This window comes from Bradyrhizobium sp. UFLA05-89, assembly GCF_059803475.1.
Window position 1 is genome coordinate 1 of sequence record NZ_JBANBA010000106.1, and the last position, 26,343, is coordinate 26,343.

Annotated in this window: 25 protein-coding genes and 1 tRNA gene; 10 read left to right on the top strand and 16 right to left on the bottom strand. The window is 64.5% G+C overall.

The genetic code is table 11. The features are described from left to right. Positions 1-140 precede the first annotated feature (140 nt). Both SO139_RS36375 and SO139_RS36380 read right to left on the bottom strand, forming a co-directional pair. On the bottom strand, positions 141-530 hold the full coding sequence (locus tag SO139_RS36375; protein ID WP_449383371.1) for a YkvA family protein: 390 nt from the start codon (positions 528-530) through the stop codon (positions 141-143). Positions 531-621: 91 nt separating this feature from the next. Further along, on the bottom strand, positions 622-927 hold the full coding sequence (locus SO139_RS36380) for a 4a-hydroxytetrahydrobiopterin dehydratase (protein ID WP_449383372.1): 306 nt from the start codon (positions 925-927) through the stop codon (positions 622-624). 151 nt (positions 928-1,078) lie between these two features. Between SO139_RS36380 and SO139_RS36385 the strand changes: the two genes are divergently transcribed. Further along, positions 1,079-2,527: a TAXI family TRAP transporter solute-binding subunit gene (locus SO139_RS36385; RefSeq protein WP_498541525.1), complete on the top strand. Its 1,449-nt coding sequence runs from the start codon at positions 1,079-1,081 to the stop codon at positions 2,525-2,527. A gap of 95 nt (positions 2,528-2,622) precedes the next feature. Continuing rightward, positions 2,623-4,170 (top strand): alkaline phosphatase D family protein, encoded by a 1,548-nt coding sequence (locus SO139_RS36390; protein WP_449383374.1) that lies wholly within the window; start codon positions 2,623-2,625, stop codon positions 4,168-4,170. Positions 4,171-4,179: 9 nt separating this feature from the next. On the opposite strand, the gene SO139_RS36395 is transcribed toward SO139_RS36390, so the two are convergent. Further along, positions 4,180-4,563, bottom strand: a complete 384-nt coding sequence (locus SO139_RS36395; RefSeq protein WP_449383400.1) for a response regulator — start codon at positions 4,561-4,563, stop codon at positions 4,180-4,182. Positions 4,564-4,750: 187 nt separating this feature from the next. Here SO139_RS36395 and SO139_RS36400 point away from each other — a divergent pair, with 187 nt between their 5' ends. From SO139_RS36400 to SO139_RS36410, 3 genes are all read left to right on the top strand, one after another. Continuing rightward, a complete protein-coding gene (locus SO139_RS36400; protein ID WP_449383375.1) occupies positions 4,751-5,548 on the top strand; it encodes a Crp/Fnr family transcriptional regulator in 798 nt (265 codons plus the stop codon). A gap of 238 nt (positions 5,549-5,786) precedes the next feature. Further along, entirely contained in the window at positions 5,787-7,613 is a 1,827-nt protein-coding gene (typA, locus tag SO139_RS36405) for a translational GTPase TypA (RefSeq protein ID WP_474802735.1), read from the top strand. Positions 7,614-7,821: 208 nt separating this feature from the next. Next, positions 7,822-9,069 carry a flavin monoamine oxidase family protein gene (locus SO139_RS36410; protein WP_449383377.1) on the top strand — a complete coding sequence of 416 codons (1,248 nt, stop codon included), beginning with the start codon at positions 7,822-7,824 and terminating at the stop codon, positions 9,067-9,069. A 101-nt stretch (positions 9,070-9,170) separates the two neighbouring features. Here the strand turns inward: SO139_RS36410 and SO139_RS36415 are convergent, their stop codons facing one another. Genes SO139_RS36415 through SO139_RS36430 form a run of 4 tightly spaced genes read right to left on the bottom strand, consistent with a single transcriptional unit; the run spans position 9,171 to position 12,278 of the window. Further along, positions 9,171-9,581: a thiol-disulfide oxidoreductase DCC family protein gene (locus SO139_RS36415; protein ID WP_449383378.1), complete on the bottom strand. Its 411-nt coding sequence runs from the start codon at positions 9,579-9,581 to the stop codon at positions 9,171-9,173. After that, positions 9,581-10,906: an SDR family oxidoreductase gene (locus SO139_RS36420; RefSeq protein ID WP_449383379.1), complete on the bottom strand. Its 1,326-nt coding sequence runs from the start codon at positions 10,904-10,906 to the stop codon at positions 9,581-9,583. Before SO139_RS36420 ends, SO139_RS36415 begins: the two co-directional genes overlap by 1 nt. 8 nt (positions 10,907-10,914) lie before the next feature. Further along, a complete protein-coding gene (locus SO139_RS36425; protein ID WP_449383380.1) occupies positions 10,915-11,382 on the bottom strand; it encodes a DUF2269 family protein in 468 nt (155 codons plus the stop codon). Then, positions 11,379-12,278, bottom strand: a complete 900-nt coding sequence (locus SO139_RS36430) for an alpha/beta hydrolase family protein (RefSeq protein WP_449383381.1) — start codon at positions 12,276-12,278, stop codon at positions 11,379-11,381. The genes SO139_RS36425 and SO139_RS36430 overlap by 4 nt, the downstream gene beginning before the upstream one ends. Before the next feature lie 266 nt (positions 12,279-12,544). Here SO139_RS36430 and SO139_RS36435 point away from each other — a divergent pair, with 266 nt between their 5' ends. The 3 genes from SO139_RS36435 to SO139_RS36445 all read left to right on the top strand — a co-directional run bounded on the left by SO139_RS36435 (position 12,545) and on the right by SO139_RS36445 (position 15,382). Further along, positions 12,545-13,054, top strand: a complete 510-nt coding sequence (locus SO139_RS36435) for a GNAT family N-acetyltransferase (protein WP_449383382.1) — start codon at positions 12,545-12,547, stop codon at positions 13,052-13,054. A gap of 175 nt (positions 13,055-13,229) precedes the next feature. Further along, on the top strand, positions 13,230-13,760 hold the full coding sequence (gene ppa, locus SO139_RS36440) for an inorganic diphosphatase (RefSeq protein WP_449383383.1): 531 nt from the start codon (positions 13,230-13,232) through the stop codon (positions 13,758-13,760). 140 nt (positions 13,761-13,900) lie between these two features. Continuing rightward, entirely contained in the window at positions 13,901-15,382 is a 1,482-nt protein-coding gene (locus tag SO139_RS36445) for a M20 family peptidase (RefSeq protein WP_449383384.1), read from the top strand. Between the two features lie 53 nt (positions 15,383-15,435). On the opposite strand, the gene SO139_RS36450 is transcribed toward SO139_RS36445, so the two are convergent. Genes SO139_RS36450 through SO139_RS36460 form a run of 3 tightly spaced genes read right to left on the bottom strand, consistent with a single transcriptional unit; the run spans position 15,436 to position 16,981 of the window. After that, on the bottom strand, positions 15,436-16,320 hold the full coding sequence (locus tag SO139_RS36450) for a bifunctional methylenetetrahydrofolate dehydrogenase/methenyltetrahydrofolate cyclohydrolase (protein ID WP_449383385.1): 885 nt from the start codon (positions 16,318-16,320) through the stop codon (positions 15,436-15,438). A gap of 3 nt (positions 16,321-16,323) precedes the next feature. Continuing rightward, positions 16,324-16,674: a DUF167 domain-containing protein gene (locus tag SO139_RS36455; protein WP_449383386.1), complete on the bottom strand. Its 351-nt coding sequence runs from the start codon at positions 16,672-16,674 to the stop codon at positions 16,324-16,326. Between the two features lie 16 nt (positions 16,675-16,690). Beyond that, positions 16,691-16,981, bottom strand: coding sequence for a YggT family protein (locus SO139_RS36460; protein ID WP_449383387.1), 291 nt, complete (start codon positions 16,979-16,981; stop codon positions 16,691-16,693). Between the two features lie 188 nt (positions 16,982-17,169). Between SO139_RS36460 and SO139_RS36465 the strand changes: the two genes are divergently transcribed. After that, a tRNA-Ala gene (locus tag SO139_RS36465) sits at positions 17,170-17,245 on the top strand. Between the two features lie 184 nt (positions 17,246-17,429). Here SO139_RS36465 and SO139_RS36470 read toward each other — a convergent pair. The 6 genes from SO139_RS36470 to SO139_RS36495 form a co-directional block, all read right to left on the bottom strand. Then, complete coding sequence (locus SO139_RS36470) at positions 17,430-18,227, bottom strand: glutamine amidotransferase (protein ID WP_449383388.1); 798 nt, start codon at positions 18,225-18,227, stop codon at positions 17,430-17,432. Between the two features lie 223 nt (positions 18,228-18,450). Then, positions 18,451-19,230 carry an SDR family NAD(P)-dependent oxidoreductase gene (locus SO139_RS36475; protein WP_449383389.1) on the bottom strand — a complete coding sequence of 260 codons (780 nt, stop codon included), beginning with the start codon at positions 19,228-19,230 and terminating at the stop codon, positions 18,451-18,453. A 221-nt stretch (positions 19,231-19,451) separates the two neighbouring features. Continuing rightward, positions 19,452-19,940, bottom strand: a complete 489-nt coding sequence (locus SO139_RS36480) for a tellurite resistance TerB family protein (RefSeq protein WP_449383390.1) — start codon at positions 19,938-19,940, stop codon at positions 19,452-19,454. 321 nt (positions 19,941-20,261) lie between these two features. Beyond that, positions 20,262-21,671, bottom strand: coding sequence for an adenylate/guanylate cyclase domain-containing protein (locus tag SO139_RS36485; protein ID WP_449383391.1), 1,410 nt, complete (start codon positions 21,669-21,671; stop codon positions 20,262-20,264). A 58-nt stretch (positions 21,672-21,729) separates the two neighbouring features. Next, the gene (locus SO139_RS36490) at positions 21,730-23,097 is read right to left on the bottom strand and encodes a cytochrome P450 (RefSeq protein WP_498541526.1); all 1,368 of its coding nucleotides are present in this window, start codon (positions 23,095-23,097) and stop codon (positions 21,730-21,732) included. A gap of 36 nt (positions 23,098-23,133) precedes the next feature. Next, complete coding sequence (locus SO139_RS36495) at positions 23,134-24,507, bottom strand: hydrolase (RefSeq protein WP_449383393.1); 1,374 nt, start codon at positions 24,505-24,507, stop codon at positions 23,134-23,136. Between the two features lie 138 nt (positions 24,508-24,645). On the opposite strand from SO139_RS36495, the gene SO139_RS36500 reads away from it, so the two are divergent. Then, positions 24,646-26,334: an MFS transporter gene (locus SO139_RS36500; RefSeq protein ID WP_449383394.1), complete on the top strand. Its 1,689-nt coding sequence runs from the start codon at positions 24,646-24,648 to the stop codon at positions 26,332-26,334. The last annotated feature ends 9 nt before the right edge of the window (positions 26,335-26,343 follow it).

Consider the following 26,343-nt stretch of genomic DNA (forward strand, 5'->3'; position numbering starts at 1 on the left):
GGCGTTCGAGGGGTGTCCACACCCTCACCGCCGCTTACCCCAGTCGCCGCTTACCCCATAGCATCTGGATTCCCCGCCTTCGCGGGGAATGACAGTGGTGCGTGCGAATAACAGAGGTGCGTCTGGCTGGCTGGGTACGCTTACGCCGCTTCCGCCTCTGCCTCGCCAACACCGCGCTTCAGCACGGCCCGGGCGGCTTCGCGGTGGTCCGGCGTGATGTGGCTGGCGACCAGCTTGATTGCGGTCGCGAGCACGGCGGCATCATCGGTGAAGCCGAGCATCGGCAGCATATCCGGCACGACATCGAACGGCAGGATGAAATAGGCGATCGCGCCCAGCAGCGATGCCTGCACATGGCGCGGCGTCTGCTTGTCGAAGGCGCAGTAATAGGCGGCGAGCAGATCCTCGGCGAACGGCAGGTGCGCGACCACGCGCTTCAGCTTGCGCCAGAAACGCCGGCGCACGGTCTCGCGGTCTTCCGCCAGCCGATCGGCCGGCTCAAAGCCGACGCTGTGTTCGGCAGCAGCCATGGTCCAAAACTCCCCGTTCAGGTCGGCGCGGCCGATTGTCCCAGCCGATGCCAATCACAAGATGGGGATGCGCCGCCAGAGCAACAAGACGTCAGCCAAGGCCTGCCTGTCTGGCAATGACGTTCATCGCCTTGGCGAGCTCGATATCGAGCGCAGTGACGCCGCCGGCATCGTGGGTCGAAAGCACCACCTCGACCGTCTTGTAGACGTTCTTCCATTCGGGGTGATGGTCCATCTTCTCGGCCACCAGCGCTGCGCGCGTCATGAAGCCGAAAGCCTGGTTGAAGTCCCTAAAGGTAAACGTCCTGCCGATCGCTTCGCGGCCGCCCGTCTCGGTCCAGCCGGATAGTTCGCTCAAGGCCTGCTTGCGTGCTTCCGCCGACAGCCGCTCCGTCATGGTCGCCTCCGTCTTCAGGGGAACTTTACCCTAACACCCTGCCGACGCCCGGGTTCAAAAGGGGTTGTCGTTCATCCGCTAACCATGACGCAGTTGTAACCCTGACAGGCAAGAAATTTGCTACAATTGCCCGGGTAATGACCTGGCCAAGATGAAACCGAGCCTGAAACGCCCGTATGGGAGATCGATGACCGGGGGCCTCGAGCTGGCCGAAACATCCACACCGACGTCGCCGCGATCGGCGGCGCGGAAGACCACGCTCGTTTCGCTCGCGTTCGTGCTCGCCATCGTCGGCGCCTTGGTCGGCGGCTATTATTTTGCGATGCGGCCGGTGACGCTGAAGATCGCGGTTGGCCCGGCCAACAGCGACGACGTCAAGGTCGTACAGGCGCTGACGCAGGCCTTCGTCCAGAGCAAGGGCTATGTCCGGCTGCGTCCGGTCCAGACCGACGGCGCCACCGCAAGCGCCGACGCGCTCGCCGAGAACAAGGTCGACCTCGCCATTATCCGCGGCGATCTCGACGTGCCGAAGACCGCCCAGGCCGTCGCCACCCTGCGCAAGAACGTCGTCGTGCTGTGGGCGCCGCCGGCCGGCAAGGGCAAGAAGAAGGGCGCCAAGATCACCAAGATCGCGCAGCTCGCCGGCCACCGCATCGGGGTGGTCGGCCGCACCCAGGCCAACGTCAATCTCCTGAAGGTGATCCTCCAGCAATATGGCGTCGATCCCGCCAAGGTGGAGATCGTGCAATTCCCGGCCAATGAAGCCGCCGAAGCGATCCGCACCCAGAAGGCCGACGTCTATCTCGCCGCCGGTCCCGTCAACAGCAAGATCACCGCGGATGCGATCGCCGCCTCCACCAAGGACGGCGGCACGCCGACCTTCCTCGCGATCGATTCGGCCGACGCCATCGCGCAGAATCATCCGGTCTATGAAGCCGCCGAGATCCCGGCCGGTACCTATGGCGGCTCGCCCGACCGGCCCGATGACGAGGTCAAGACGATCAGCTTCGCCCATCACATCGTGGCGCGCAAAGGTCTGTCGGAAACCACCGTTGCCGCCTTCACCCGGCAGCTCTTCGCGATACGCCAGCAACTGGTGACGGAATTCCCGCTGGCGGCGAAGATCGAGACGCCCGACACAGACAAGGACGCCGTGATCCCCGTGCATCCGGGCGCTGCCGCCTTCGTCGACGGCGAGGAGAAGACCTTCCTCGACAGATACAGCGACTACATCTGGTGGAGCCTGATGGCGCTCTCGGCGATGGGCTCGATCGGCGCCTGGTTCGCCGGCTACCTGAAGAAGGACGAACGCGACAACAACAGCCACCTGCGCGAGCGGCTGCTGGACATGATCGCCGCGGCGCGGCGCTCCGAGACCGTCGACGAGCTCGACCAGATGCAAGGCGAGGCCGACGAAATTCTGCGCGATACGCTGCGCTGCTTCGACCACGGCGCCATCGAGGAAGGCGGGCTCACCGCCTTCAATATCGCGCTGGACCAGTTCCACGCTGCGGTCGCAGACCGCAAGGCGGCGCTGCTCAGCCTGCCGCAGAACCTGCAGCGCGCCGGCGCCCAATTCCGCGCTGCCGGCAACGCGTAATTGCTTGCGCGCGTAATCGCTGCGTCACATTGTCTCAATATAGCGTTGGCTTCGCAGGACGGCAGCCGCCCTGACCGCTTCCGAGACGATTCCCCATGAAAATCAAATTCTCCCGCCGCCAATTCCTCTCCACCAGCGCCGGTGCGCTCGGTGCGATCGCGATGCCCTATGTGTCGCGCGCGGCCGACCGTCCGATGATCACCCATGGCGTGCAGTCGGGCGACGTCACGGTCGACGGCGGCGTGGTCTGGGCGCGCGCCGATCGTCCCTCCCAGATGCTGGTCGAGGTGGCGACGACGGATAGCTTCAAGGATGCCCGCGCGCTGCCGCCGATCGCCGCGCTGCCCGAGAGCGATTTCACCGCGAAGATGCTGGTCGAAAATCTGCCCGGCGGACAGGACATCTTCTACCGCGTCCGTTTCCGCGATCTCTCTCACACCGCGATCGCGAGCGAGCCGGTGGTCGGCCGCTTCCGCACCGCGCCCGCTGACCGCCGCGACGTCAGCTTCGTCTGGGGCGGCGACGTTGCCGGTCAGGGCTGGGGCATCAACCCCGACGACGGCGGCATGTTCACCTTCTCCGCAATGCACAAGCACCGTCCGGACTTCTTCCTGCATTCCGGCGACACGATCTATGCCGACGGCGTGATCCCCTCCGAGGTGAAGCTGGCCGATGGCAAGACCTGGAAGAACATCACCATCCCCGAAAAGGCCAAGGTCGCCGAGACGCTCGACGAGTTCCGTGCCGCGCACAAATACAATTTCACCGACGACAACGTCCGCGCCTTCAATGCCGAGGTGCCGATCTTCGTGCAGTGGGACGACCACGAGGTGACCAACAACTGGTCGCTGTCGAAGGATCTGCCCGCCACCTACAAGGAGCGCAACATCACCTTGCTCGCCGCGCGCGCGGCGCGCGCTTTCCATGAGATGTATCCGATGCGCGAGAGCATCGTGGAGCCGGGCCGGGTCTATCGCCAGATCTCCTACGGCCCGCATCTGGACGTCTTCATGCTCGACGAGCGCAGCTATCGCGGCCCCAATGGTCCGAACCTGGAAACGGAATACGGCCCCGCGTCCTACTTCCTTGGGCCCGATCAGATGGCCTGGCTGAAGCGCGGCCTGCTCAACTCACGCGCGACCTGGAAGGTAATCGCCTCCGATATGCCGCTCAGCCTGCTCGTCTATGACGATGCAGCCAACAAGAAGGGGTCGGAAGCCTTTGCGCAGGGCGATGGCCCGCCGCGCGGCCGCGAGCTCGAGATCGCCGACCTCCTGCGCTTCATCAAGATGGCGCCGATCAAGAATACGGTGTGGCTGACCGCCGACGTGCACTACGCCGCGGCGCATTACTACGATCCGAACAAAGCGCAATTCCAGGATTTTGAGCCGTTCTGGGAGTTCGTCTCGGGTCCGCTGCATGCCGGCACGTTCGGGCCGAACGAACTCGACAACACCTTTGGACCGGACGTGCGCTTCATCAAGGCACCAGGCCTCGACAAGCAGAACCTGCCGCCGTCCGCCGGCATGCAATTCTTCGGGCACGTCAAGATCGATGGCGCCAGCGGGCAGATGACCGTGACCCTGCGTGACCGCGCCGACGTCGCGCTGTGGTCGACCACGCTCGATCCGAAGCTCGCTTAGAGGAAGCTGCTACCTGGAGGCACGCGCGCGCAGTGCGGCTTCCATCGCGTCACTCGAGCAGGGCTTCTGCAACCGAGGCACGTCAGCGAACTCGGGCGGAATCCGCGTCTCCGCGCCATAGCCGGTCACGAAGACAAACGGGATTTTCAGCGCGACCAGGCGCTCGGCGATCGCGAAGCTCTTCTCACGCACCAGCTCGACATCGAGCAGCGCGAAGTCCGGTACGCGGTCGGTGATCGTATCCAGCGCACGCGCGACCGAAGCAACGGTACGCACGTGCTTCACGCCGAAGCCGAGCAGGCGGTCCTCGAAATCGATCGCGATGATCGGATCGTCTTCAACGATCAGCACGTCGGCGGGGACATCGAAGCCGTCGAATGAAGCGCGCTGCATGATCTCGTCGGTTGAGGGCTGCATGGTCGTTCCGATCAGGATGGCCTTGGCCCGATGCATGCGCCCCGCGCACCGGTGGTTCCAGGAACGAAACCCACCACACCACAGTTTTCCCGTCTGTCCACTTGTGCACACTAACGCCGAATGGAACCCGCTAATGTCGAGGGGAGATCCGGGGAGTTTTGGGATGGATGCGCGAAGCAGCAAGTCAGCCGAGATTGCGAGCCGGCCCTACAACAATCTGCTGCGGCGACTGAGCCAGGCCGACTACGCGCTGATCGCGCCGCATCTGACAAGCGAGACAGCATCGGCGAACGAACTGCTCTACAATCCCGGCGATGACGTCCAGGTCGTGCACTTTCCCTGCGGGCCGTCGCTTGCGACCTTCCTCGTACCCAACGAGGACGGCCGCGACGTCGAGACCATTCTGGTCGGCCGCGAGGGCGCCGTCGGCGGCATCGTCAGCGAGGGCTATCTGCCGGCCTATACGCGGATCGTCGTGAAGTTCGGCGGCCCCTTCGTGCGCATCCATGTCGGCAAGCTCGAGGCTGCCAAGCGGAGCTCGCCATCGCTGCGCAATGTCTTTGCCCGCTATGCCGATTGCATGCTCGCGCAGATCTTCCAGTCGACGGCCTGCAACGCCATTCATTCGATCGAGCAGCGCACCGCCAAATGGATCTTGGCCGCGATGGAGCGCACCGACGGCGACGACAGCGTGCCGCTGACCCACGAGCAGCTCGCGACGCTGCTCGGCGTCGGGCGCAGCTATGCAAGCCGCGTCATCCAGTCGTTCAAGGCGCAAGGTGTGATCGAGACTCGCCGCGGCTCGATCCTGGTGCGCAACCGCGATGGCCTGAAGTTGCGGGCCTGCCTGTGCAATGACGCGGTGAAGGACCATTTCGAGGAGGTGCTGCGCGGGGTCTATCCGACGGAGGAGGCCGATGGCGGCGCGGAAGGGGGTCCGCTAACCCCCTCCCGCTCCTAAGCCCCGGGGATTCCCGGACAAAATTCAGTCAACCAATCCCGAAAGAACGCATTGTTTTTTGGCGTTTTCTGCCTATATTGCGCTGCAAACGCGTTAGGTGCCCGGCTCTGATGGCCGGGTTTCCTTTTTGGGCGGAAAGCGCCCGTTTCTCAGGTTTCCAGCGTTGTTTCGAGAAGAGGTCCCGGTCTGACCGGCGAGATCGCGCTAACCCATTGTTCGACCGCAAAGAAGCTCACTCATGAATCTTCGTAACGTCGCCATCATCGCCCACGTCGACCACGGCAAGACGACCCTGGTCGACCGTCTCCTCCAGCAATCCGGCACCTTCCGCGAGAACCAGAAGGTGACCGAACGCGCCATGGACTCCAACGATCTGGAGCGCGAGCGCGGCATCACCATCCTGGCCAAGGCCGCCTCGGTGCAGTGGAAGGACACCCGCGTCAACATCGTCGACACCCCAGGCCACGCCGATTTCGGCGGTGAGGTCGAGCGTATCCTGAACATGGTGGACGGCGCGCTGGTGCTGGTCGATGCCGCCGAAGGCCCGCTGCCGCAGACCAAATTCGTGGTCTCCAAGGCGCTCAAGGTCGGCCTGAAGCCGATCGTCGTCATCAACAAGGTGGACCGCCCCGATGCGCGCCCGACCGAGGTGATCAACGAGGTGTTCGACCTGTTCGCGGCGCTCGACGCCAGCGAGGAACAGCTCGACTTCCCGATCCTCTACGGGTCGGCCAAGCAGGGCTGGATGGCCGAGAGCCCCGAAGGTCCGAAGGACAAGGGCATGGAGCCGCTGTTCGACCTGATCCTGCGCCACGTCGCACCGCCGAAGGTCGAGGAAGGCCCGTTCAAGATGATCGGCACCATCCTGGAGGCCAACCCCTATCTCGGCCGCATCATCACCGGCCGCATCTCGTCCGGCATCCTCAAGCCGAACCAGCAGGTCAAGGTGCTCAACGCCGATGGCAAGCTGGTCGAGCAGGGCCGCATCACCAAGATCCTGGCGTTCCGCGGTCTCGAGCGCACGCCGCTCGAGGAAGCCGAAGCCGGCGACATCGTCGCGATTGCGGGCCTCACCAAGGGCACCGTCGCCGACACCTTCTGCGATCCGACCGTCGAGGTGCCGCTGCCGGCACAGCCGATCGACCCGCCGACCGTGTCGATGTCGTTCATCGTCAACAACTCCCCGCTCGCCGGCACCGAAGGCGACAAGGTGACGAGCCGCATGATCCGCGACCGTCTGCTCCGCGAAGCGGAAGGCAATGTCGCGTTGCGCGTCGTCGAAGCCTCCGACAAGGATGCGATGGAAGTGTCGGGCCGCGGCGAATTGCAGCTCGCGATCCTGATCGAGACCATGCGCCGCGAAGGTTTCGAGCTCTCGGTGTCGCGTCCGCGCGTCGTGTACCAGAAGGACGAAGCCACTGGCGCCACCATGGAGCCGATCGAGGAAGTCGTCATCGACGTCGACGAGGAGCATTCCGGCGTCGTCGTGCAGAAGATGAGCGAGCGCAAGGCCGAGCTGATTGAAATGAAGCCCTCGGGCGGCAATCGTCAGCGCCTGGTGTTCTACGCGCCGACCCGCGGCCTGATCGGCTACCAGGGCGAGCTTTTGACCGACACCCGCGGCACCGCAATCATGAACCGCCTGTTTCACGGCTATGCCCCGTACAAGGGCGAGATCCAGGGCCGTCGCAACGGCGTGCTGATCTCCAACGACCAGGGCGATGCGGTGGCCTATGCCATGTTCAAGCTGGAAGATCGCGGCCCGATGATGATCGAGCCGGGCTGGAAGGTCTATCGCGGCATGATCGTCGGCGAGCACACCCGTGACAACGATCTCGAGATCAACGTTCTCAAGGGCAAGCAGCTCACCAACATCCGCACCACGTCCAAGGACGAGGCGGTGCGCCTGACCCCGCCGATCCGAATGACGCTGGAAAAGGCGCTCGCTTATATCGAGGACGACGAGCTCGTCGAGGTGACGCCGAAGTCGATCCGGCTGCGCAAGAAGCACCTCGACCCGAACGAGCGCAAGCGCGCCGAGAAGGCCAAGGAAGCAGTGGCGTAAAGCCACTCCCGCTGTCATCTCACTGTCATGCCCCGCCACCGGGTCTCGCCTTCGGCGAGCCCGATGACGGGCTCAGGCGGGGCATCCAGTACGCCGCGGCTTCTCAATACACGACTACTGTCTCTGGAATACTGGATCACCCGCCTTCTTCGCGGGTGATGACAGCTCGTTTATGGTGGCTTCTCAGCGAACGTGCTAGAGCCCAGCCATGATCTCCCTCCCCTCCTCCGTCGACGTCGCGATCATTGGTGCGGGCGCCGCTGGCCTCGGTGCAGCGCATGCGCTGAAGGACTCGGGCCTCTCTGTCATCGTACTGGAGGCGCGTGACCGGCTCGGCGGCCGCGCCTGGACCGTCCAGGCCTCTCCGGAGGTGACGTTCGATGTCGGCTGCGGCTGGCTGCATTCGGCGGACAAGAATTCCTTCGTAGGAATCGCCGAACGACTGAATTTCGAGGTCAATAGGGATCTTCCGCCCTGGCGCGATCGCGCCTTTGGCGAGGTGTTTCCCGACAGCGAGCGCGAGGACTTCGGACGCGCGATCGACGAATTCTATGAGCGCGTCGCGGAAGCTGCGCAAGACGACGAGGATGCACCAGCCGAACGCTATCTCGAACCCGGCAATCGCTGGAATCCGATGATCAACGCAGTCTCGACCTATGTAAACGGCTGCGAGCTCGACCGCGTCTCTATTCTGGACATGGACGCTTACGAGGACACCTACTTCAATTGGCGCGTGCGGGCCGGGTTTGGCGCGCTGATCGCGGCCTATGGTGCGTCATGTCCCGTGGCACTGAACTGCAACGTCATGCTGATCGATCACGCCGGCAAACGCATCCGGCTCGACACGTCGCTCGGCACGCTCGATGCAGCAAAGGTGATCGTCACGGTACCGACCAACCTGATTGCAGATGAAGCGATCCGGTTCTCGCCGCAGCTCCCGGCCAAGGTCGACGCCGCGCGCGGCCTGCCGCTGGGCGTCGATGACAAGGTGACGCTGGCGCTGGAGAACGCGGAAGCCTTTCCAAAGGAAGGCAATTTGCGCGGCGCCACCATGCGCACCGCCATGGGCACCTATCACATCCGCCCATTTGGTCAGCCCTGCATCGACGGCTTTTTCGGCGGCCGCTTTGCACGCGAATTGGAGGACGCCGGCGACGGCGCCTTCGCCGCACAAAGCATCGACGAGATCGCCGGTTACCTCGGCAACGACATCAGGCGCAAGCTGAAACCGCTGCGTGAGTCGCGTTGGGCTCACGACCCCTTCGCCCGCGGTTCCTATTCTCACGCGCTCCCCGGTCATGCCGGCGACCGCGCCGTGCTGGCGGCTCCCGTCGATGGGCGGCTGTTCTTCGCAGGCGAAGCGACGTCGCCGAACTTTTTTTCGACCGCACACGGAGCGCGAGATTCGGGGGAGCGCGCCGCAAAGGAAGTGCTGGCGGAAATGGCAAAGCTGTAGCAACGAACTCCGTCATTGCGAGCGCAGCGAAGCAATCCGGAAATCCCTCCGCGGAAAGATTCTGGATTGCTTCGTCGCTTCGCTCCTCGCAATGACGAGGGCTACTGCTCGATCACCCGCGCCCGCAAATCTGCGTCCGGCACGAAGCACGCATCGTACTTGCCGAAAATGCGGTAGCGGTTGCGTGCGACGAGATTGTAGAGCGCGTTCCGCAGCGGCTTCGGCACGGCGAACAGCGCGCGCACCCAGCCCCAGCGGGGAAGCTGCGAGAGCACCGTAAGTGCGGCGTCCGATTTCATGAACGCCTCACCGCCGTGAACGACCGCGTTGGTGTCGGGATCATCGGGATCGATGCCGAAGGTTTTCGCGAGCCTCATCCCATAGCCCGACTGGATCGGCGTAAAACGAAAGCGCTTTGCCGTGTCGCGCGTCGCGACGAAGCGGACCCAGCGTGAGCAGAAGATGCAGACGCCGTCGAACAGGATCACGTCGTCGTCGGGCCATCTGGGCATCAGCGGTTATCCAGCATCAGAAGTGCGACAAGCATCAGCACGATGGCCGGTCCTGTCTTCACCAACGCGCCGAGCGGCTCTATCCAGAGATCGGGCGTCAGGATCGCCGCGCCGACCATATAGCCGAGCGAGGCGATGATGCCCGCGACGAGCCCGACGCCCGCGGTGCGGCGGAACGCGATGAGCACCCCGATACTCATGTCCATCAGGCTGGTACCGATGGTGACGGGATCGACCAGTGCGGCTGGAAAGCCGTGCGCCGACAGGATGCCAGCGGCGGCGCGGTAGGAAACGAACAGGGCGATGAAGCCGGAGACGACCCAGAACGCGACCAGGCTCGCAAAGACAAGCGCCTTGACCAGGTATAGCCGCGCGAACCATTTGTCCTGGATGGTGGCGGGATGACGCCCAATCGTGTCTGTCAGCGTCTTCGGCACGATGGCTGTAGCTGCAATCCAATGCTGCGGGTCGCCCGTCACGCCGCGGCGCAGTTCGGCGATCGCGGTCGAGCGCATCGGCGGCATCCAGCCGAGCCGGCTGGCGAGATCGCCTGCCCACGCGCCGCAATCGAGCAGGAATGTCGGCATCGCAAAATGCGACCAGCCTGCGGTGCCAAAGGCGATGCGGAACTGCTTGATGACACCGGCCATCGCCACCTGTTCCGCCTGCATCAGATCCCAGCTGACGGCTTTCACGGCGGGATCGTCGATGTCGCGCGCCGCGAGCCAGGCGATCGTGGCCGCGATGTCCTCGACCGCAACGGGCCGGAAGGGCGTCGCCATCTCCTTGGCCGGCAGGTCGAACGGAAAGGCAGCGAGCGCGCGCAGCATGGCGCTGCCGCCATAAGCCGACGGTGCGACCACGAAGCCGGGGCGCAGGATCGCGTGAGGAATGCCGGAAGAGCCGATCAGGCGCTCGGCCTCGCGCTTGGTCGTGGCGAACGCTGTGTGATCCTCGTTGGCCGCGCCGGGGATCGAGATGTGCACCAGCCGGATCGTGCGACCGCTCGCGCCGATCGCCTGCAACAGGCGCGCGACGAAGTCGCGATGCACCGCATTGATGTCGCTTCCGGGGGCGTCCTGGAGCACGCCCAGGCAATTCACGATCACATCGACCGCATGCTCGCTCAAAAGGCGCGTCAGCGCCGCCGCATCGAGGTTGAGGATCTGCAACTCGATGTCGAGCGCGCTCATCTTCTGCGCTGGCGACAGCTGTCGCGCCACACCGATGACGCGAAAGCCACGGGCGCGCAGATCGTCGGTGACGAAGCGGCCGATCAGGCCGGAGGCTCCCAGCAGGAGAATGTTGTGCACCACTTCACTCATCGCGTCACTCAAAACGGCTTTGCGATCATCAGCCAGAGGATCAGCATCGTCGCGCCAAACCCCGGGAAGCCGAAGACGAACCACCGGCGGAACAGCACAAAATAGCGCGGCGGCAGGGCCACGCGCTGAACCACCGCCTTGCGCGCGAGATCGCGCATCTCGATCTGCATGAACACCACGGGCACCCAGAACAGCCCGGCGACCGCGTAGAGCGCAAGCGAGACGAGCAGCCACCGCTCCGTGATCGCCGTCGCCGAGAGCATCATCAAGAGACCGCCCGTGACCGGCTGGAGCATGACGGCCGAGAGCGTGAACAGGGCATCCGCGATCACCACGACCGAGGCCGTGCGCGCGATGAACTCGGCATCCTGGCTGCGATGCGCCATCAGCATGAAGAACGCGATGCCGCTGCCGGTACCGAGAATGACGATGGCGCCCATGACGTGCAGATATTTGACCACGAAATACAACGTCATGGTTTTTTGACTGCCACGGGCTTCGGCGATTTCAGCACGCGTTCCAGCTCGGCGCTGACGGCTTTGACGCCGGCTTCAGCCTCGATCATCCAATGGCCCTCGCTGCCCACGGCAGGCAGGGCGCGGAAATCGACCTTGCCACCATTGATGCGAAACGCATCGGCCAATTGCCGCGAAAATGCCGGCGCGAAATAGGTGTCGTTGGCCGCCACCAGCCACGTGACGGGCACGCGCGCCGCCTTGCCGAACTCGCCTGCCACCGAGGTGAGAGTATGTGGCGCGCAGATCTGGTTCGGGAAGTCGTTGGCGTGGCCGCCGCGCCCGGGTGCGAAGACGATGATGGCGCCAACCGTCTTGGGGTCGGCATTGGAGAGTGCCAGCGCGCCCCAGCCGCCCGCGGAATGACCGAGCACGACGGCGCCATCCTTGTGGACAAAATCCTGCTCTCGCAAGAATTCCAGCGCGCGTGCGATTTCCTCGGCGGTGGCGCGGCCCGAGCGCGCATAATCCGCCTCGTCGCAGCCGCCCTGATCCTCGACATAGCGGCCGCCGGTTGTGCCATGGCCGAGCCGTTCCGGCACCAGCACGGCAAAGCTGCGCGCGACCAGGAATGCAGCCAGCGCGCGGTACTCCGGTTGCGGCATTTGCGCACGACGCAGCACGTTCTGCGTCGAGGCATGCGCGATCAGCGCGAGACGGAACGGGCCGTCGCCGGGCGGCCGGAAGAGCAGGGCGCGCGCCGCGACAGTCGGGTCGGATGTCGGCACGCGCCACTCTTGCCGGCGAAACGGCTCGCCTTCCGCGCCCGCGGCGCCCAACGCGCTCCGTGCGCATACGGGCGAGGCCGCCAGCATGGCGAGCCAACAAAGGATAACGACGAGCTTCAGGGACCGCATGAGTTTGCCGGAAGCGGATTCGAACAGCGAAGGCCAGAGTAGCTGGAACGAATCATCCTGGGCGGACTTTTCTGCGTGGCCGCCATGAAGGCCTTTGTCACAAAGCAGTTTTGCACCGGTGCGCGGCAGGCCAATGCCGTCCAAAGCGGCGCCCTGTCCTCTTTCGGTACAACACGGCCATGAAACTGATGCAGAAAATCCACACGTTAACCGATAATTAACGATGGCTCTTGCCGCCGGCCCGGCGACTTGGTTTGATCGCGTCCATGAGCACAACCCTGATCGAGGTCCGGCCGGCCAAAGCTGCAGACGCAGCCGCGGTGGCGTCTACTCATGACGAAGCCTGGCGCTCGGCCTATCAGGGCATCATCCCCGGTGCCGAGCTTGAAAAGCTGATCAACCGTCGCGGCCCGCAATGGTGGGACAGCGCGATCCGCAAGGGCAGCCGCGTCAGCGTGCTGGTGTTCGGCGACAAGATTGCGGGCTACGCCAATTACGGCCGCAACCGCGCCCGCAGCCTGCATTTCGACGGCGAGATCTACGAGCTTTACCTGCGTCCGGAATTCCAGGGGCTGGGCTTCGGCCGGCGCCTGTTTACCGCCGCCCGCCGCGACCTGACGCAGAGCAATTTGAAGAGCATGGTGGTCTGGGCGCTGTCCGATAACGATTCGGCCACGGAGTTTTACCGGGCGCTGGGTGGCCGCATGGTGGCGCGCTCCTCAGAGCGGTTTGGGCCCAAATCGCTCGACAAGGTCGCTTTCGCCTGGACCAATTGATCTGCCGTCGTTGGGTCGGCCGTACATCCTTCCGCCGATACCGTTCGACCATTTGAGCCGGTAGAACCGGGGTTCATAATTTCGCGAAAAGTCGATGGATCGGCGGGCCAAGCCCGCGTATGACAGCGCCAAATCGCTGCCGGGCGAGATCCTTTCGACAAACACGGAGTCTTTTATGCGTATCGATGCGGTCTCGATCGGGGCCAAAGTGCCAAACGAAGTCAACGTCATCATCGAAGTGCCGGTTGGCGGCGAGCCGATCAAGTACGAGATGGACAAGGAAGCCGGCACGCTGGTGGTCGACCGCTTCCTCTATACGCCGATGCGCTACCCCGGCAATTACGGCTTCATCCCGCACACGCTGTCGGATGACGGCGACCCCTGCGACGTCTTGATCGTCAATACCCGCGCCATCATCCCCGGCGCCGTCATGAGCGTGCGCCCGGTCGGCGTGCTGTTCATGGAGGACGAGGCCGGCGGCGACGAGAAGATCCTGGCGGTGCCGTCGTCAAAGCTCACGCAGCGCTACGACAAGGTCAAAGCCTATAGCGACCTGCCCGACATCACGCTGCAGCAGATCCAGCACTTCTTCGAGCACTACAAGGACCTCGAGAAGGGCAAATGGGTGAAGATCCTGCGCTGGGGTGGCCCGGAGGAGGCGCACAAGCTGATCCTCGAAGGCATCGAGCGCGCGAAGAAGAAGTAGAGGCCTCTTGTCCCGGACGCGGTGCGGCATGAAATGATGCGCCGCTGAGCCGGGACCCATGGTGCCGCTGGGCCTGGCTCGGCAGCGCATCACTGGCGTGCTGCGCTGCGTCCGGGGCACGAGCTTCGTTTGGAATGGCTATGCGCCGGCTTCTCAGGATCATCCGCAATGTCGTTCTGTTGATCGCCGCCGGCGTGCTCGTGCTCGCCGGCGTCTTGCTGTTCAACGTCTCCACGCGGGCGTCGCGCCAGGTGCAGGTCGCGCCGATCCCCCGCGCCACCGTCGATACCGAGAGCGCGGCAAAACGGCTGTCGGAGGCGATCCGCTTCCAGACCATCTCGAACTTCCTCAATCCGGAGCAGGACGCTGACGCTCTGCGCGGGCTCGAGGCGCATATCTCGCAAAGCTTTCCGGCGTTCAATGCGACAGCCAAGCGCGAGGTGATCGGCGGCCACAGCCTGCTCTATACCTGGGAAGGCTCTGATCCCAAGGCGCAGCCGATCGCGCTGCTCGCGCATCAGGACGTGGTGCCGATCGCGCCGGGCACCGAGAAGGACTGGCAGCAAAAACCATTCGACGGCGTTGTCGCCGACGGCTTCATCTGGGGCCGCGGCTCCTGGGACGACAAGGGCAACCTCTATTCCATGCTGGAGGCGGCCGAGCAGATGGCGAAGGACGGCTTCCGCCCGAAGCGGACGATCTACTTCGCCTTCGGCCATGATGAGGAGGTTGCGGGCACGCGCGGCGCCAAGGTGATCGCGGCCACGCTTGCCGCGCGCGGCGTGCATCTCGACTTCGTGCTCGACGAAGGCCTCTTGATCGCCGAAGGCATGATGAAGGGCCTGGGCAAGCCGGCCGCGCTGATCGGTGTCGCAGAAAAGGGTTATGCGACCCTCGTGCTGACCGCGCATACGACGCCGGGACATTCCTCGATGCCGCCGCGCGAGACCGCGATCGGCATGATGAGCGCGGCGCTGGCGCGGCTGGAGGATCACCGGCTGCCGATGCATATCCGCGGCGCGGTCGCCGAGATGTTCGACACGCTGGCGCCGGAGATGAGCGGCTTCAGCCGCATCGCTCTCTCCAACCTCTGGCTGTTCAAGCCGCTGCTCTTGCGCGAGTTCGGGAAGAACGGCCCGAGCGAGGCGATGGTCCGCACCACCACCGCGCTCACGATCTTCAATGCCGGCGACAAGGACAATGTGCTGCCCGGAAATGCGGAGGCCACCGTGAATTTCCGCCTGCTGCCCGGCGACACGCAAGCCAGCGTCACCGATCATGTCCGCACCACGATCGACAACGAGAAGATTTCGATCGCACCGTTTCCCGGCAATACCGATCCGCCGCCGGTGACGGGGACCGCGAGCAAATCCTATGCAGCGCTGAACCGCACGATCCGGGAGATCTTTCCCGACGTCGTCGTCGCGCCCAGCCTGATGGTCGCCGCAACCGATTCACGCCACTACGCTGATATTGCCGACAACATTTTCCGCTTCTCGCCGGTGCGCGCCAATGGCGAGGACTTGAAACGGTTTCACGGAACCAATGAGCGCCTCAGCATCGAAGGCTATGCCGACATGATCCGCTTCTACCGGCGGCTGATCGAGAATACGGCGGGCTGAATCACCTGGTCATTCCGGGATGGTGCGTTAGCACCGGAATGTCAATCGGAGTTCTACACCGCCGGCTTCGACAGGCCGGCGATTGCGCAGGCGGCGCGCAGCGTGTTCACCAGCAAGCACGCCACCGTCATCTGGCCGACGCCGCCGGGCACCGGCGTGATCGCACCCGCAACGTTCAACGCTTCCTGATAGGCGACGTCGCCGACGAGACGCGTCTTGCCGCCCTCCCTGGGAACGCGGCTGATACCAACGTCGATCACGGTCGCACCCGGCTTCAGCCAGTCGCCGCGCACCATTTCCGCCTTGCCGACGGCAGCGTAGACGAGGTCGGCACGCCGGACGAGCCCAGGCAGATCGCGCGAGCGCGAATGCGCAATCGTCACCGTGGCGTTCTCGTTCAGCAGCAACTGCACCAGGGGACGGCCGACCAGGTTGGAGCGGCCGAGGACGATGGCGTTCATGCCCTCGAGCGAGGCGTGCACGCTCTTGGTCAGGATGATGCAGCCGAGCGGCGTGCACGGCGACAGCGCCTGGAAACCGCCCGCGAGCCGGCCGGCATTGTTCGGATGCAGCCCATCGACGTCCTTGGCGGGATCGATGGCGTTGATAACGGCCTCGGTATTGAGACCCTTGGGCAGCGGCAGCTGCACCAAAATGCCGTGCACGGCGGGATCGCGATTGAGTTTTGCGACCACCGCCAGCAAATCCGCCTGCGAGACGTCGGCCGGCAATTTGTGCTCGAACGAGGCCATGCCGGCCGCCTGCGTCTGGGCGTGCTTGGAGCGGACATAGACTTCGCTGGCGGGATCGTTGCCGACCAGCACGACAGCCAAGCCCGGGACCAAATTGTGCTCGCGCTTGACGCGGGCAACCTCGTCCGCGACGCGGGCGCGGAGCTCCGCTGCAATGACTTTTCCATCGATGATTTTGGCCGTCATGTCCTAATCCCCATTCGTCGACTTGGCCGCGGCAAGCCGGCGCAACGCCTCTCCAAGGCGCGCCGGGTCGCCGTCGACCGCAATCTGCTTCAGTCGCGAGGTGGCACCCGAGAGCAGCCGCACGCTCGCCTTTGGCACGCCGAGCGATTTCGCAAGCAGCTGCAAGACCGCACGGTTGGCCTCGCCGCCATCGGCAATCGCGCGCACCCGCACCTTGAGCACGCTGCGGCCGTCGGAGAGCGCCTCGATGCCGTCGATGTCGTCACGGCCGCCGCGCGGCGTGACCCGCAGCGCGATACTGATGCCCGAGGTGGAATAGCGCCAGGGTTCTGTAGAGGGCTTTGTCGAGGCCAATGCCCGCCTGCTTCGCCTAAATCACGTTCGGGTAGATGTAGTATGCGATCACCTTCTGGATAAACAAGATGATCAGAATCAGGATGATCGGCGAGATGTCGATGCCGCCGAGGTTGGGCAGGAAATTGCGAATCGGCGCCAGCACCGGCTCGGTGATGCGGTACAGGAATTCCGCCACCGCCGAGACGAACTGGTTGCGGGTGTTCACCACGTTGAAAGCGATCAGCCAGGACAGGATCGCGGAGGCGATCAGCAGCCAGACGTAGAGGTCGAGCACGATGAGGACGATGTCGAGAACGGCACGCATGGCTGTGAGAACTCTGGTTCCGGTGGGGATTGAGGCCTTTTGCTAGATATCGGTTCCCCCCGGCCCAAACAAGGGAAGTCCCGGCACCGACCGGCCAAAACCGGGTTATGCCCGTCCTTGACTTGACCTTGGCGGGGACTTAAATGGCCCCCGGTTGTCGGCCGCGTTTACCAGAGCGGCCAGCAAACGGGGCCATAGCTCAGCTGGGAGAGCGCGTCGTTCGCAATGACGAGGTCGGCGGTTCGATCCCGCCTGGCTCCACCACGCTTCGCCCTTCGGGCTACGCGTGGCGCAGCCACGCAAGAGTCCGAGGGGCGAAGCGTGGTGTCCGGCGAAGCCCAAAGGGCGAAGACGGACGAAGCTGGCCCTTGCCTTCCATCCAATCGACTTCAGTCGCACAAGATCAGCCGTTGCGCGTCCGCAAGGCGAAGACCAAGCCGCGCTGCGATCACTCAGCGGCTTGTGCCATGACAGGTCTGCGCACCAGCCAGCCATCGATGAAATTCTTCAGCCAGGCCCGTTCGGCAACGTCATAGACCGCGCGGTCCGCGAAATGATGGTGGCGGGCGCACGCGCCGGGCGCACTCAGGCCGTCATAGCCACGCGTGGTCCAGCGATGCATCATCGCGTAGGTCACGTCGGGATGAAACTGGAAGCCGAAGGCATTGCCGGCACAGAACGCCTGCACCGGAAAATCATCGCCCTCGGCGAGCAGCTCCGCGCCGCCGGGCAGCTCAAAGCCTTCGCGGTGCCAGTGATAGACCTTGCCCGGCCAATCCGGGCACAGCGCGTGGCCCGCGGCCGTCGGACGGATCGGATAGTAGCCGATCTGTGTGAGCGCGTCGGGGTGCGGTGCGACGCGAGCCCCGAGCTGCATCGCGAGCATCTGCGCACCCAAGCAGATGCCGAGAAACGGCCGCTGCTCCCGCAACGGAATTTCGATCCAGTCGATCTCGCGGCGGATGTAGTCGTCGCAATCATTGGCGCTCATCGGCCCGCCGAAAAACACGGCACCCGCGTGATGTTCGAGCGTCTTGGGCAAGGGATCGCCGAAGCGCGGCCGGCGGATGTCGAGGCGATGGCCGAGCGCGCGCAAGGCGTTTCCAACCCGGCCGGGCGTCGAGGATTCCTGATGCAGGATGATCAGCACGGGCAGCGGAGGCTTACGGTCGGCGGCGGCGTCTGGCGCCCTTCTCCTGAAGGGGACCACCTCCGCACCGCCAAACCTGTCCGTCCGGAACGACATCGCCCTTTTTCAAAAGCCATAGGTTCAGATCGCCAGCATAACTAAGCGATCGTTAATTTCGTGTGAGTTTGCGCACACACTGAACCGAGACAAAGCAAGCGCCGGGCCAAATCGGAGTGCGCTAAAGTGTGATGAGATAGGGATGAAATCATCATCGCGCTTCAGGTTATTGTTTGAGCATGATCTTTTCGGAAAACCGCTTCACACTTTTCCGGATCATGCTCTAGCGCCGGCGCCTCTGGAACCCGCCGACGGCGGCCAAAATGAAGCCGCGCGGGAAGAAGCGCAGCAGGAACGGCACGATCTTGATGCCGAGGCCAGGCAGCACCGCCCGTTTATTGGCCATCAGCCCGCGATAGGCGGCGCGCGCAACATCAGCGGCCGAGACGTCGAGAACGGCGGAATCGAATCCGGGGACAAATCCGGCGCGGGCCTGAAATTCGGTCGCCACAGGTCCCGGGCAAAGCACGGTGACGCGGACGCCGCGCGCTCCGAGCTCGCCGCGCAGCGCCTCGGTGAAGGAGATGACGTAGGCCTTGGAGGCGTAATAGACGGCCATGCCCGGGCCGGGCAGGAAGCCCGCGATCGAGCCGACGTTGAGAATGCCACCCTTGTTCTTGACGAGCTGGTCCGCGAAACGTAGCGACAGATCGGTCAACGCGCGGATGTTGACGTCGATGATGCCGAGCTGCGCGGCGCGATCGCACTCGATCGCGTCGCCGAACACCCCGAAGCCGGCATTGTTGACGAGATGGTCGAGCTCGACGTCGGCAGCGGCCAGTGCCGCCGCGATCTTCTCGCCCGCGCCATTCTCTTCGAGATCGCAGGCGATCACGATCGGGGCCTTGCCGCCCTTGGCTGCGATCTCGCCGGCCAATACATCGAGCCGGTCGGCACGACGCGCCGTCAATGCCAGGCGGTGACCGTTCGCGGCAAACACGCGCGCCAGCTCCGTGCCTATGCCCGCCGAGGCACCGGTAATCAGCGTCACACGCTCAGTCACGATCGAAATCTCTTCAATGCCAGCGAAATTGGGGCGACACCCCAGGACGAGAGCATAGGCCGCGTGAGCGATGCAAGGCGCCCGTCGGCCTCGCGACGAGCAGCCGAGATGGAGGATGCAGAAAAACCGCTGATTTGCAGGGGTATTCGGCTAGGCTGTGATCGGCGGATACATTAAAGTTTCGTCATGTGGTCGCGACTGGCCGCGTCCCATCGATGCGCTCAAGTACTGGCGATGCCGTCATTGACCTGACCGGTGCGGCGACCCGCGATGAGATGCTTGAGGTCGATCCGGTCGCGCTGTGACACGCCGAGCAGATCGGAGGCACGCCAGACGACGTTGTCCTCGAACTCGGTGACCTGGCCGTCGGCATAGACGAGCTCCCACATCATCTCGACGATGCGCTTGCGGCCCTCTTCATTGAGCGAGCGCATGATGACGCTGGTGAAGTGATAGAGATCGACCGCCTCGCCCTCGACCTGGGTTGCGGAGGCGATCAGGCGGTCCGCAGTGCCGCGATCCAGCGAGAAATGGCTTTCGATCAGGTTGTGCAGCTTGCGCCGTTCGGCTTCCGTCGGCTCGCCGTCGAGCGAGATCACATGGATCAGCAGCGCGGTCGCCGCCAGGCGATAGTCGGTGTCGCCGAAGGCGCGATCCCCCGCCTGGGGGGCGACAATGTCGGCTATGAATTGGCGCAGTCCGTCGAGCATGAAAATCCTGCCGCAATGGGTGGCGCCGCAACGGCGGCCTGTCTCCTTTATATGAGCGGGAAATTCGCCCCGCGCAATGCGCGCTTATGCCCCGCGCTGCATTACGTTTCGGCAATCTGATCGGCGCGGCTTCCGAGTGAAACAAGCCGCTACACCCCGACGTCGTCCTGGCGAAAGCCAGGACCCATTACCCCGAATGGAAATTGTTGAAACGCGCTGGGGCCTCCAGCGTGCCTATTCCGCTGTCCTGTGGTTGGGTCCCGGATCCGCGCTTCGCTTGTCCGGGACGACAGCGGAGAATATGTCGGCGCTGCGAATCCCTCACGGCAGTTCGTACACCACCATCTTGTCGGCGATGCCGCGGAGCGCGGCCTGTTTCTGGATCGGCTTGATCGACCACTGCTCCAGGATCCTGGCGACCGCCGGCGCGTCCAGCACGGGACCGGTGATGTGGATTTCCTGGGCCATCGACACACTCTGCACGCGCGCGGCAATGTTGACGGTCCGGCCGAAATAGTCCTGGCGCTCGTTGAGCATCACCGCAAGACAAGGCCCCTCATGAATGCCGATCTTGAGAACGAGATCTTCGGAGCCGCGCTTCTTGTTCAACTCCTCCATCGCGGAACGCATGCGCAAGCCGGCGACAAGAGCGTCCTCCGGCTTGACGAACGTCGCCATCACGGCATCGCCGATCGTCTTCACCACCGCGCCCTTTTCGGACGCGATGATCTCGAGCAGCGCATGGAAATGCGCGCGCACGAGGTCGAAGGCGGCGAGATCGCCGACGCGCTCATAGAGCGCGGTCGAGCCCTTCAGGTCGGTGAACAGGAAGGTCAGCGAGGTGATCTGCAACCGCTGATCGATGTTGAGATTGTCCGCCTTGAAGACATCGCGGAAGGTCTGGTTGGACAGCATCCGCTTGGCGGTGAGGAACGGCTTGCGCTTGCCGATCAAATGATGCAGCGCCTCAGCCGCGATGAACACGGTCGGCAGCACGCGCACGCCGGCCTGATTGTCCAGGGACAGCCGCAGGGGTCCGGGCCGCAAGGTCGTGGTTCCCGTCGGGGCCTGGACCTTGTTGTACATGATCGCGAGTTGCTGACGCTCCTTGGTCGGCTCGCCCTGGACATCGATGAAATGCGCGGCATGCGTCACCGGCTCGAAGACGATGACGAAATCGTTCGGAAGCTGGAGCGACATCGTCGCCTTTTCGCCGGCCGGAAGCTCGAGCGTGTCGAGCGTGACCTCATTGGCGAGGGTCGCGAACGACTCCTTGTTGAAGTCGACGCCCGAGCTCCAGAACATCTGCTTGAAATACTCCCACACCGAAAGCGAGTCGGGGTCGTGCGCCGCGATGCGCCGCACGCGCGGACTGACGGTGAAGGAGACCTCGACGGCCTCGTCGACGGACGCCTTGTAGCCGCAGGCGCAGAGCGCGCAATGATAGTCGTCGGGCCGCAGCGCCTTCAGCGTCGTGTGGGCGCCGAGCACGCCGCCGCACCCCGGACACAAGACGTTCCAGCTCAGATCGAACAGTCCGAGACGCGCCGAATGCAGGAAGGCGGAGATGACCCGCTCCTCATCGAAGCCATGCTGCCTGGAGAAATCGATGGCGTTGATGCGGTTCAGCTCGTGATCCTCGCCGCGATCGATCAGCCGCTCGATCTGGTCGACCACCTTGGGCTCGGCGGTTTGCTTGAGAACCGAAAACTGGGCCTGAATGTCGCTCATGTTGCTTCATCTAGTGTGTTGGCGCAGCGATCCCAAGGACCGGCTAAGGACCGGCTCGTCACCGAGGCGTGATACGGAACTTGGGGGAATGGTCCGGCTGCGTCGTGACGACGCCGACGGGAATGACGGGGCCGGTGTCGGCCAGCTCAACACGGAATTCACCGATCAGCCGGGCCAGAGCCAGCACCGACTCGGCCTGCGCAAAAGGTGCGCCGATGCAGACGCGCGGGCCGGCGCCGAACGGCAGATAGGCGAAGCGGTCGGGCGGCGTCGCCGACATGAAGCGCTTGGGGATGAAGGCGTTGGGCTGGTCCCAGAGCTTTTCGTGACGGTGCAGCAGCCATGGCGCGATCATGATGATGTCGCCCTTCCTGATCTCGACACCCGCGGCGTTGTCCTTGTCGAGCGCCGCGCGCGCGATCAGGAAGGCCGGCGGATAGAGCCGCATGGTCTCCTCGATGACGGCGCGGGTGAATTTCTGCCGGTCGATATCGGCCATGCTGTCCAGGTGCTCGCCGCGCGTCTCGGAGGCGACTTCCTCCTGGGTTTCGGGATCGAGCGCCAGGAGATAGAGCGCCCAGGACAGAGCCGTCGCGGTCGTCTCGTGACCCGCCAGGATCATGGTTGCGACCTCGTCGACGAGCTGCTCGTCCGAAAAGCCCTTGCCGGTCTCGGGATCGCGCGCTTCGTCCATGAGGTCGAAGAGATCGCGCGGCGGCGCGCCCTCCTTCTTGCCGGCGGCCCGCCGCTCGGCAATCAGCATCGCGACGAACGCGGTCCAGCGCTTGCGGAAACGGGCGCGCGCGAAATCCATCGGGCTCGGCCAGGAAACCGGCAGCAGCATGTCGAGGAAATAGGGCCGACCCAGGCGCTGGCCATATTCCATGACGAAATTGCGCAAGGTCGCGCCGTGCTTGTCCATGCCGAACGAGAACATCGTGCGACCGGCGATCTCGAGAGTCATCCGCTGCATGATTTCGCGGAGGTCGATGACCTCACCGGCTTTCGTCTTGAGCTTCGCGATAGTCTCGTCGAGCACCGCCGTCATGTGCGGGACGAGGTTTGCGGTGGCATGCGGCGTGAACGCGGGCGCCAGCGTTCGACGCTGGTGCCGCCACGGCTGGCCTTCCGCGATGAGCAGACCCTGCCCGAGCACCGGACGCAGCATCCGGATGCCGGCCGGCGTACGCGTATAGTTCTCGTAATTATTGAGCAGGATGTGCCGGATCGAGTCCGGCCGGTTGAGGATGAAGCTGTTGCGGAGGAAGAAGCGGCCCTGGATGACGTCTTCCTCATAGGCGCGCTGTGCCCACGTCGCGATCATGTTCTTGCGGATCACCGCAACGCGGCGGAGGAATGGCATTCCCTCCGGCGCACGCGGCGGGGTCGGCGGAATGATGGGCCGGCGTACCTGGGCGACATTCATGGGCTCTCTCCCCGCATATCCACCGCATCCACACAGCTAGTAAGTCAGTTCGGCAATCGCAATCCTGTTCTCGGCGGCCGACCACGCCCGGGCGACGATCCGTTCTTCGTTGAACTCAGCCACGACGTTACGCCCGACGTCTGTGGCCGGAAGTCGCAGGGTTGCTGCCGTATCCGTTGGCACGCCCGGCTTGACGTCCGCCGGCTCCTTGCCGTCGAACAGCAGGATGTCGCGCGGCAGGCCGAAATAGCCGCGCGGCCGTGACAAAATCAGGACTGCACCGGCCCCGGCATCGGGCGGCCCGAGCGGGCGCGCGGCACGCAGGTGCACCACGTCCGACGAGCGCGGAAAGGGCGAGCGGTAGATATGCGTCGTGGGCGCGCCGGGCGAGGTCAGCACGAATTCGAGCGACCAGGTCGGCTCAACCTGCGCCGGCCCCCAGCGGCCATCGGCGGCGGTCTTTGCGCTATGCACTGCACCGCCCTGGCGCTCGCCGCTCGCGGGATCGACGCGAAACACATCGACGGTGGCGCCCTCCACGGGACGATTGGTCGGCACGCCACCGGGCGTTCCCATCACCAGCCCGCTCAACTTGACGCTGCTCTCGGGCACGATCGCGATGCGCTCCGGCTCGCGCCCCGCGATGAACTTGTAGATCTCGCGGAAGGCACGTGGATGAAACGCGACCTCGCGATGATCGAGCGCGCCGAGCACGAGGTTGGTGGCGCCTTTCAGCTCCGGGCCTTCGGCGGTGACATTGGTGGGCACACCCGGCTTGCCGATGAAGCGGCCATCGGCCTGCGCATATTTGTCCATGCCGTCGCTGCGCAGGGTGAGGAAGGCCGTTCCCGGCGTCACCTCGCTCTCGCCCTCGTTCAGGCCGCGCAGAAAGGCGCCGCGCCCATTGAACTCGTTGCCAAGCGCATCGTCGGTAGCCCAGACACCGTGGTTAGGCGTGCCGCACAGCACGGCATGACTGACATCGCCGGCGCCGCCGTTCTTGATGACGTTACGGATAGAGTTGCCGCCGCGCGAGCTGCCGACCAGCGCGACGCGCGCAGCGCCGGTGCGGCGCTTCAATTCAGCGATCGCAGCGGCCAGCTCGCGGCGCTGATCTTCGGTCGAGGAGCGGCTGGGCTGTTCGACGCTGTCGACGTCCCGCGCATTGGGATCGGTGAAATTGATCGCCAGCATGCGATCGCGCGCAACGCCATTCGACTCCATCCGCCATAATGTCGTCATCCAGAGCGCGCCGTAGTCGCCGTTGCCGTGCACGAACAGGATCGGCGGCACCTCAGCGGCGGCTGGCGCTGCGGGCGCGGTCTGAGCCAATGCAGACGTCCGCAAGCTCGCAACCGCGAAAGGCAGCGCGCTGGCGCCCTGCAGGATTGTCCGTCGCGATAGTTTCATGTCGTTCCTCCCCCGGCAAACCACCTGGTTGCACTGCTTATAGCCGTCTAACCACTGGACAGCGAAGGACTTTCGCAGGCATCACTTGGTCAAGCAGGAATCGCCGAACCATTTCTCGCAAGCCATTTGGAAGGGGATATGACCGAGCAGCCGAAACGCCAGAAATTCGCCAATGACGGCATCACCGCACCCCTGCGGTATACCTTATTCCGGCGCATCTGGCTCGCCAGCCTGCTCTCCAATCTCGGACTCCTGATCCAGGGCGTGGGTGCAGCCTGGGCGATGACGCAGATGGCGGCGTCGGCCGACAAGGTCGCGCTGGTGCAGACCGCGCTGATGCTGCCGATCATGCTGATCTCGATGCCGGCTGGCGCCATCGCCGACATGTATGACCGCCGCATCGTCACCCTCATCTCGCTCTCGATCGCGCTGATCGGTGCATCCGCGCTCACGATACTGGCCGGGCTCAAGCTGATCACCCCCGAAACGCTGCTCGCCTTCTGCTTCATCGTCGGCAGCGGCAACGCACTGTTCGGCCCGGCCTGGCAGTCCTCGGTCAGCGAGCAGGTGCCGCCAGACTCGCTGCCATCGGCGGTGGCGCTGAACGGCATCAGCTACAACATCGCGCGCAGCTTCGGCCCCGCGATCGGCGGCGTCATCGTTGCTGCGGCTGGCGCGGTGGCGGCGTTTGCCTGCAACGCGATCCTCTATCTGCCGCTGCTGGTCGTGCTGCTGCTGTGGCGGCGCTCCACCGAACCGTCGCGCCTGCCGCGGGAAAAGCTCAACCGTGCCATGGTCTCCGGCGTGCGCTACATCACCAATTCGCCGCCGATCAAGATCGTGCTGTTGCGGACGCTGGTGATGGGCCTGATCGGCGGCGCCATCATGGCGCTCATGCCATTGGTCGCGCGCGACCTCCTGCATGGCGGCGCGCAGACCTACGGCATCATGCTCGGGGCGTTCGGCATGGGCGCCGTGGTCGGCGCGCTCAACATCCACGAATTGCGCAAGCGCATGAGCGGCGAATCGGCGATCCGCGCCTGCACGATCTCGATGGCGTTTGCGATGGGCGCCATCGCGATCAGCAGCGAGCCCGTGCTGACCGCGGCCGCTCTGGTGCTGGCGGGCGCGGTGTGGATGGCCGCGGTGGCGCTGTTCAATATCGGCGTGCAGCTCTCGGCGCCGCGCTGGGTCGCTGGCCGCTCGCTCGCCGCATTCCAGGCCTCGATCTCCGGCGGCATTGCGATCGGCGCCTGGGGCTGGGGCCATCTCACCGATCATGCCGGCGTCGAGATGGCGCTGCTCACCGCCGCCGGCCTGATGCTGCTCTCGCCGCTGCTGGGACTATGGCTGGCAATGCCGCGCGTCGGCGCGCGCAACGAGGACGCCGAGGTGCTCGCCGATCCCGAGGTGAGGCTGTCACTGACGGGGCGCAGCGGTCCCCTGGTGGTCGAGATCGAATATCGCGTGGCGCAGGAGAACGCGCGCGCCTTCCACAATGTGATGCAGGACGTGCAGCTCTCCAGGCAGCGCAACGGCGCCTATGGCTGGTCGATCGCGCGCGACATCGCCGATTCCGAGTTGTGGACCGAGCGCTACCACTGCCCGACCTGGCTCGATTATTTGCGCCAGCGCAACCGCTCGACCCAGTCCGAGCGCGCGCTGCATCAGCAGGCGATCGATTTCCACATCGGCCCCGACCCGGTGCGGATTCGTCGTATGCTCGAGCGCCCGTTCGGCTCGGTACGCTGGAAGGAAGAGACGCCGGACCGCAGCAGCGGCGAGGTGTTGCCGGTGGTTGCGACCGCGGCGGGGAGCAGCACTTAGTTTTTCACC

What these genes read in the sequence shown, in the direction of transcription:
- SO139_RS36500 (WP_449383394.1), top strand. Translation starts at nt 24,646, where the DNA reads ATGACCGAGCAGCCGAAACGCCAGAAATTCGCCAATGACGGCATCACC.
- SO139_RS36445 (WP_449383384.1), top strand. Translation starts at nt 13,901, where the DNA reads ATGCGCCGGCTTCTCAGGATCATCCGCAATGTCGTTCTGTTGATCGCC.
- SO139_RS36485 (WP_449383391.1), bottom strand. Translation starts at nt 21,671, where the DNA reads ATGAGCGACATTCAGGCCCAGTTTTCGGTTCTCAAGCAAACCGCCGAG.
- SO139_RS36385 (WP_498541525.1), top strand. Translation starts at nt 1,079, where the DNA reads ATGAAACCGAGCCTGAAACGCCCGTATGGGAGATCGATGACCGGGGGC.
- SO139_RS36470 (WP_449383388.1), bottom strand. Translation starts at nt 18,227, where the DNA reads ATGTCGTTCCGGACGGACAGGTTTGGCGGTGCGGAGGTGGTCCCCTTC.
- SO139_RS36460 (WP_449383387.1), bottom strand. Translation starts at nt 16,981, where the DNA reads ATGCGTGCCGTTCTCGACATCGTCCTCATCGTGCTCGACCTCTACGTC.
- SO139_RS36380 (WP_449383372.1), bottom strand. Translation starts at nt 927, where the DNA reads ATGACGGAGCGGCTGTCGGCGGAAGCACGCAAGCAGGCCTTGAGCGAA.
- SO139_RS36390 (WP_449383374.1), top strand. Translation starts at nt 2,623, where the DNA reads ATGAAAATCAAATTCTCCCGCCGCCAATTCCTCTCCACCAGCGCCGGT.
- SO139_RS36495 (WP_449383393.1), bottom strand. Translation starts at nt 24,507, where the DNA reads ATGAAACTATCGCGACGGACAATCCTGCAGGGCGCCAGCGCGCTGCCT.
- SO139_RS36400 (WP_449383375.1), top strand. Translation starts at nt 4,751, where the DNA reads ATGGATGCGCGAAGCAGCAAGTCAGCCGAGATTGCGAGCCGGCCCTAC.
- SO139_RS36415 (WP_449383378.1), bottom strand. Translation starts at nt 9,581, where the DNA reads ATGCCCAGATGGCCCGACGACGACGTGATCCTGTTCGACGGCGTCTGC.
- SO139_RS36410 (WP_449383377.1), top strand. Translation starts at nt 7,822, where the DNA reads ATGATCTCCCTCCCCTCCTCCGTCGACGTCGCGATCATTGGTGCGGGC.
- SO139_RS36450 (WP_449383385.1), bottom strand. Translation starts at nt 16,320, where the DNA reads ATGACGGCCAAAATCATCGATGGAAAAGTCATTGCAGCGGAGCTCCGC.
- SO139_RS36480 (WP_449383390.1), bottom strand. Translation starts at nt 19,940, where the DNA reads ATGCTCGACGGACTGCGCCAATTCATAGCCGACATTGTCGCCCCCCAG.
- SO139_RS36375 (WP_449383371.1), bottom strand. Translation starts at nt 530, where the DNA reads ATGGCTGCTGCCGAACACAGCGTCGGCTTTGAGCCGGCCGATCGGCTG.
- SO139_RS36490 (WP_498541526.1), bottom strand. Translation starts at nt 23,097, where the DNA reads ATGAATGTCGCCCAGGTACGCCGGCCCATCATTCCGCCGACCCCGCCG.
- ppa (WP_449383383.1), top strand. Translation starts at nt 13,230, where the DNA reads ATGCGTATCGATGCGGTCTCGATCGGGGCCAAAGTGCCAAACGAAGTC.
- SO139_RS36395 (WP_449383400.1), bottom strand. Translation starts at nt 4,563, where the DNA reads ATGCAGCGCGCTTCATTCGACGGCTTCGATGTCCCCGCCGACGTGCTG.
- SO139_RS36430 (WP_449383381.1), bottom strand. Translation starts at nt 12,278, where the DNA reads ATGCGGTCCCTGAAGCTCGTCGTTATCCTTTGTTGGCTCGCCATGCTG.
- typA (WP_474802735.1), top strand. Translation starts at nt 5,787, where the DNA reads ATGAATCTTCGTAACGTCGCCATCATCGCCCACGTCGACCACGGCAAG.
- SO139_RS36420 (WP_449383379.1), bottom strand. Translation starts at nt 10,906, where the DNA reads ATGAGTGAAGTGGTGCACAACATTCTCCTGCTGGGAGCCTCCGGCCTG.
- SO139_RS36435 (WP_449383382.1), top strand. Translation starts at nt 12,545, where the DNA reads ATGAGCACAACCCTGATCGAGGTCCGGCCGGCCAAAGCTGCAGACGCA.
- SO139_RS36425 (WP_449383380.1), bottom strand. Translation starts at nt 11,382, where the DNA reads ATGACGTTGTATTTCGTGGTCAAATATCTGCACGTCATGGGCGCCATC.